We start from the raw sequence: 5992 nt of genomic DNA on the forward strand, positions 1-5992 counted from the left end.
TCACCTCGCCGTTGGCGTCAACAGCCGTCACCGTCACCGCGCCGGACTTGGGGTCCGCCGAGTAAATCCGGTCATCATCCCCGACCGCCGAGACAATGCCCTCCGAACCGACCATCACGGGCTCCGACGCTTCCTCGTCAAAACCGTTGACCGTGGACGGCGACACAGCCCACACCTTGCCCGACGCCGCATCCGTCACGGAGATGACTTCCGAGCCGAAGCTCACGTCCGCCGATCCCGGCAACTGCTTATCCCCGCCCAGCCGCATGTTCGCCGGCGACACCTGGTTCAGTGTTGACCCGGTCTCATCATCGACGAACACATCCCCCGCATCCTGCAGGATGTCGAACGTCGTCGAAGCGGGCGTCACAGCCCCATCAAGAACGCGGGAGGGGTAGTTAAGCCGGCCCACCGCATTCTTCGACTTCGAGACCACCCACACCCCGCCGTCGTTCAACTCCACCTCGGTGGTCTTGAACCCCGGATACAGCACGGCACCGGTGACCAGGACAGCGACGACGGCACTGAAGGCAGTGCCCGTGACGAGTTTTTTGTGGCGTCTTTTCAGCCCAAGCTTCCCCAGCAGAGTTGTCACAGCTTTACTTTTCCCCTGAAATTTGTGGCGGCCCCCAGGCCAGCCCGTCCAAAGACCCGGTATAGGGCTCTCTGTTCCCGGGTTAGCCTACCGAAGCAGGACGGCGGCCGCGATGGGGAGCGCTCCCCCGCCGTGCCACCTGTGGCGCTGCCCGTTACTTCTAGCATTGCGGGATTCCATGTCCCTCAGGCTCACCCAAGGTGGTGTTGCCGACCTGGACGGTGCGGCCAACGTAGCGCCCATCAGGATGCGAACTGATGCGGTACCACTTGTAGGTGCCCCGGGCGTCGGGGACGGTCCGCCACATAAAGCAGTTGACGGTGAAGGTTGGGCCGGAGCCGTAGATCCAGGGATAGCCGCTGACCACACCATCGCAGGTGTGTTCCGCGCCCGTCGGCGACCGCCACGAGGTCTGGCCTGAGGCAGGCGCATCAGTACACGTCCGGTAGCCAACGATTGAGTTGCCCCACTCCGTCTTGGCCGGCCCGGACCTGGCGGTCGCCTCGGCGACGCCTCCGCCGTTCCCTATGGAATTCACGGTCTGCACCTGGATCGAGTGGGGCTCGTCGAAGCCGCCGGTGTTCACTGTCCGGCTTCCCGAAGCCGCCACCCTTTCCCAGCCCCGGCCGTCAATGTTGATCTGCGTGTAGGCGACATCGTTGGTGGCCGTGGACGGCGAGGTCCAGCTGAAGCTCAGCGACTTCTGGTTTTGCCCGCCGTTCTGCCCTGTCGCAGAGGGTGTGCCGGGTGCGCCGTGCGGCGTGGTGGTGGCGGCCGTGCTGGCGTCTGAACTCGGTGCCACACTTGAGTTGGCCACCACCGTGATGGACGTGGGCGTACCGTTCGTGAAGCCACCCACTGTTTGCCCGGGCCTGATGGGACCGGTTTGCCCGGTGCTGGCGTTGTAGCTGTAGCTGACCTCGCCATACGCCGACCCGTTGCGTTCAGCCGCCGTTAGTTCCTTGAAGTTGATGGTCACCTGTCGCCCAGCGCCGCCGGTGTCTGCCGCGGCGGCCGTCACTCCGGAGACCTGGCCCAGCTTGCCGGTGGCGCGCCGGGGTGCCGAAGCGGGACTGACGGCGCCCTTGCCGGCCTTGTTTTCCGCCTGGACGGTGAAGGTGTATTCGGCTTCGGAATTGTTGGCCGTGAAGTTGGCCGTCCGTACCGTGCCCGGGATGGCCTGGGTCTGCGGCGCGCCGCCGCCGCCGCTCATGGTGACGTAGTAGTTTCTGATCGCGTCACCGTTGGTGTCGGGTTCGGTCCAGTTCACGCGCAGTTGGTTGGTGCTCCCCACAGCAGACGCCACGGCGGAGGTCGGTGCCGCGGGCGCAGCGGGCACGCCGGCAGGGTTGTCTTCGGAGGAGTAGATGCCCCAGTCGGACGGGCCCAGCTCGTTGACCGCCTGGGCGCGCACCTTGTAGCGGACGCCGTTCGTCAGGCCAGGCCAGGTGTAGGTCAGGCCCGTGACCCCGTTTTTCACGGCGATGCCGCTGGCTGGCGGTGGCGAGATCTCCAGGTTGTAGCTCTTGACGGCCGAACCCTCGGTCCTGGCAGGGGGCCAGTCGATCACCATGTTCTTGTCGCCGGCTTTGACCGTGGGCGCCTCCGGCGGGGACGGCTTTTCGTCGGGCCGGATCTCGTTGGACTGCGCAGACGCCTGGGAGTCGCCCACCTCATTGGTGGCGGTCACAGTGAAGACGTACTTCACGTCGTTGGTCAGACCGCTCAAAGTGCACGTGGTGGTGGCGCACTGTTGTTCAAATCCGGTGTTGGAGCGCACGGTGTAGCCGGTGATGGTGGCGCCGTTGTCTGACGGCGGCGCCCATTTGAGCACAGCCGTCCGGCTGCGCACGTCCGTGGCGGTGGGGGCCGAGGGCGGGTCCGGCTTATCCCGGACGGTGATGCGCACCCGGCCGTCAGCATGGCGGGAAGGGTCATCGGTCTTGTCCGAAATGACGTAACGGAGCACCATGACGCCTTTGAATCCCTCTGCGGGAGTCACCGTGAGCGAGTCCCCGGCGACCACCGGCTGCCCTGTTGCGGACCCCGTTTCCACCGCCACTGAAACGATTTCCAGCGGGGTGTCGGCAAAGGGGTTGAAATCATTGGCGAGGACGTTGATGGTCTCGGCCCGGCCCGCGTTGGCCTTTTCGATGACGTCTTCCCCGGCTGTGGGAAGGGGCCGGTTGGAGGCGACTACCGTGGCTGTTACCGAGGCCTTGACCGGTTCGGATCGGCCGTCGGTGACCTTCAGCGGGATGTTTCCCTTCCGGCCGGCGGGCGAGCCTGCTGCAGCACTGACCTTGAGTGTCTGCCCCTCGAGGGAGGCAGTGAAGCCCTCCGGCGTGGTCCCGTCAAACTCAAATTTGAGCTTCTCCTGGTCCCCGGCATCCACGTCCCTGGCCAGGGTGCCCAGTTCAAGGGCAGCAGTTTCGGCCTTCGGCACGTCAAGGTCGGTTCCCCTGAAGGTGGGCTCGTGGTTCGCGGCCGGGTCCGGAATGACCCGGGTGATGATGGTCAGGGTGGATTTCACGCCCTGCGGATCTTCCGGACCGGACCCGTCTGTCACTTCGAACGTCACGGAGCCGGGGCCGACGTAGTCTTTGAGCGCCGCATAGCGCAGGGCGTCGCCGTTTCCGGCGATGACGCCCTGGGTGTCAGCGCCCTGGACCTGGACCTTGTCTGCCTGCGTAATGTGGGGAGAGCGGCCCTCCCGGACCCGCACGTATTCGCTCAGGGCGAAGGTGATTTCCTTGCCGGCCATCACTTCCACAACGTCGGTCCTGGCCAGGCTGGGGTGCTGTTCACCCTGACCGGGCACCCAGATGACAGCAGTGGCGCTCTGGCCGTCCACGTCGGTGACAGTGTAGGGAACCAGCTGGTCCCCCGCGGCAAGGCCGACCACAACGTTGCCGTCGCCGCCGACGCGGGCGTTCGGGTTGCCGTCCGGCAGGCTGACCTTGAGTTCGGCGGCCACGCCGTCGGGGTCTGAATCGTTCTTCAGCACCGGCACGTCGACAGCGGACTTGCCCAGCGTCTCGGCGGGGGTGATCACATCGTCTTTCGCCACCGGCGCCTTCAGCGTGGCGTCGGGAGAGATGCTGACCCGGATCACTGCACTGCCCTGGGCTTTTTTGTCATCCTGGATCTTGTAGCTGACGTTCTCATTGCCCGCGTTGCCGGGCGCAGTAAGCAGCACCCTGCCGTCAGCGGTTTCGACACCGAGTTCCGGACGGGCTTCAAACGCGTTACTGACGAGCCCGATCGGGTCACCGTCCGGGTCGGAGTCGTTGCTGAGCGCGTCAACGGCGATCTTGCGTCCGGGACGGACATCCACGGAATCGTCCACTGCGATGGGTCTCTGGTTGTTGGCCTCGGGTGGCGCGATGCCCGCAATGACCGTGCCGGTGTTCTCGGCGCCGATTCTGTCCCTGACCCGGTAGGTGAAGGTATCGGTGCCGGCCGCCGTGCCCGTGGCGGTGAATTCGAGGTAGCCGTCCCTGGCCACGGCGGTTCCCATGGCGGGGGCTTTGTCCACCCCGATGAGCTGCACGGAGTCGCCGTCGGAGTCGATGCCGTCCAGCGGGACGGGGATCCGAACCACCATTCCAGACACCACGCGGGCGGTGAGGTTCTTCGGCTCGGGACGGGTGTTCCGCTCGTCGTCCCGGGCGCGGACGCGGATGGTGACCTGCTGCGAATCCGACTGGCCGGATTCATTGGTGACTTTGTAGATTGCGTAGACGGTCTTGGGCACGTCTCCGGCGATAAAACGCAACGTGTCCCCGGCGTGGAACATCCGTCCGTCGGTGTCGTCGGGCTTCTGCGCCAGTTCGGGCTCAAGCGTGAGTTTCTCGCCGTTGGGGTCGGAGTCGTTCGCGAGGACCGGGATGGTCACCACGTCGCCCACCCGGACGGACACTTCGTCGGGTTTCGCCTGGGGGGACTGGAGCTTGGCCGGGGCGGGCACCACCAGCACTGCGATGTCGCCACTGGCCGAGGCCAAGCCGTTCGAGATTGTGTATTTGACGTTGAGCTGGCCTTGCGCCCGGATGTCGGTGATCCGGATGACCGCGTGGTCCAGCACTGAAACGCTGACCGGCAACCCGTCGGCAGCTGTGACGGACTGGACTACCAGGACCCCGCCGGACGGGTCCGAGTCATTGCCCAGGACGTCCACCAGCACAGTTCCGCCGCTTGGCAGCAGGGCTGTGTCGCGCACCGCGACGGGGGCGCCGTCACCGTCGCCGGACACCACGTCCACCCGGACCAGCTGCTGGGCGCTGGCCGGCCCGTTGGTTACCAGGTAAGTGACGTAGTGCGGTCCCTGGGCCGCGGAGTTGAACGTAAAGGTCTGCTGGTCCGCCCGCAGGGTTGCTGTGGCGTTGCCGTCCGGGGTGACCTGGGCCAGGCGGAGGGCGCCGCCCTGGGGGTCGGAGTCGTTTTTGAGGGGTGCTATCACCGCGTCGACGCCTGCGACGGCCACCACGTGATCCGCGTTGGCGATCGGGGGCAGGGCGCCGGGGGCGCGGACGTCTACCGTGACCTTGCCTTCCGTTGTGGACTGGCCGTCGGAAACGGTCAGGGTGACCACCTTGCGGCCGGGCTCCGTTCCGGCGTCCTGGAAGGTCAGCAGGCCGTCCGGTCGGACCTTGACCTGGTCGCGGGGATCGCTGCCCGCAGCGCTGACCACGTACAGATCGTCGCCGTCCGGATCCATCCAGTCAGGAAGCACGTTCTGGCTGACGATCTTGCCCGCCTGCACAACGAGCGTGGTGTTGCGGTTCGGCTTCTGCCGCGGGGCGGAGTTCTCCCCTGCCGGGATGATATTGAGCGTGACGTCGGAGGAGGCGGTGAGGCCCCGGCCATCGTCCACTGAGTATTTGAAGGTCTCGGAACCGGCTTTGTCGGCAGGGATGGCGACCTGGAAGCCGGTGGACCCGTAAATCGGGGCGAGAACGCCGGACTTAAGCTGATCAGGGGCGCGCACGGTGAGGATGTCGCCGTCCGGATCAGTGTCGTTGTCCAGGACGGGGAGCACAGCGGTCTTGCCGGCCCGGACCCCGAAAGTGTCCGGCTTGGCAACCGGAGCGCTGTTGGGCTTGGTGCGGTCCGGCAGCACCGTCTGCTGGACTTCGTCGGCGGAATCCTTGTCCGCGTCATCGGACGTTTCCTTGGGCGGGATGACGTCGTCCCAGTTGTTGACCAGCTGCATGTTCTGGTTCACCAGCCACACGTTCCCGGAGTTCACGTCATTCAGGACCACCAGGTCCCGGTTCACCCGGAAAACATACGACGGCGAGGCACTCGCCTTGGGCACGTCAACGTTCTTGTCATCACCATCATTGACACAGTCCCGCACATACTTGTTAGCCCCGGACCACGCCGCATGCACAC

At 65.7% G+C, this 5992-nt stretch carries 2 protein-coding genes; both read right to left on the bottom strand.

What is annotated here, in order from left to right:
- The coding region (locus U7114_RS19210) for a hypothetical protein (protein ID WP_323058256.1) at positions 1 to 595 on the bottom strand (595 nt) is incomplete at its 3' end.
- 160 nt (positions 596 to 755) lie between these two features.
- Positions 756 to 5992: Ig-like domain-containing protein (locus U7114_RS19215; RefSeq protein WP_416235573.1), on the bottom strand; the 5237-nt coding region annotated here is incomplete at its 5' end.

The organism is Pseudarthrobacter sp. C1 (genome assembly GCF_034720455.1).
GTDB lineage: Bacteria > Actinomycetota > Actinomycetes > Actinomycetales > Micrococcaceae > Arthrobacter.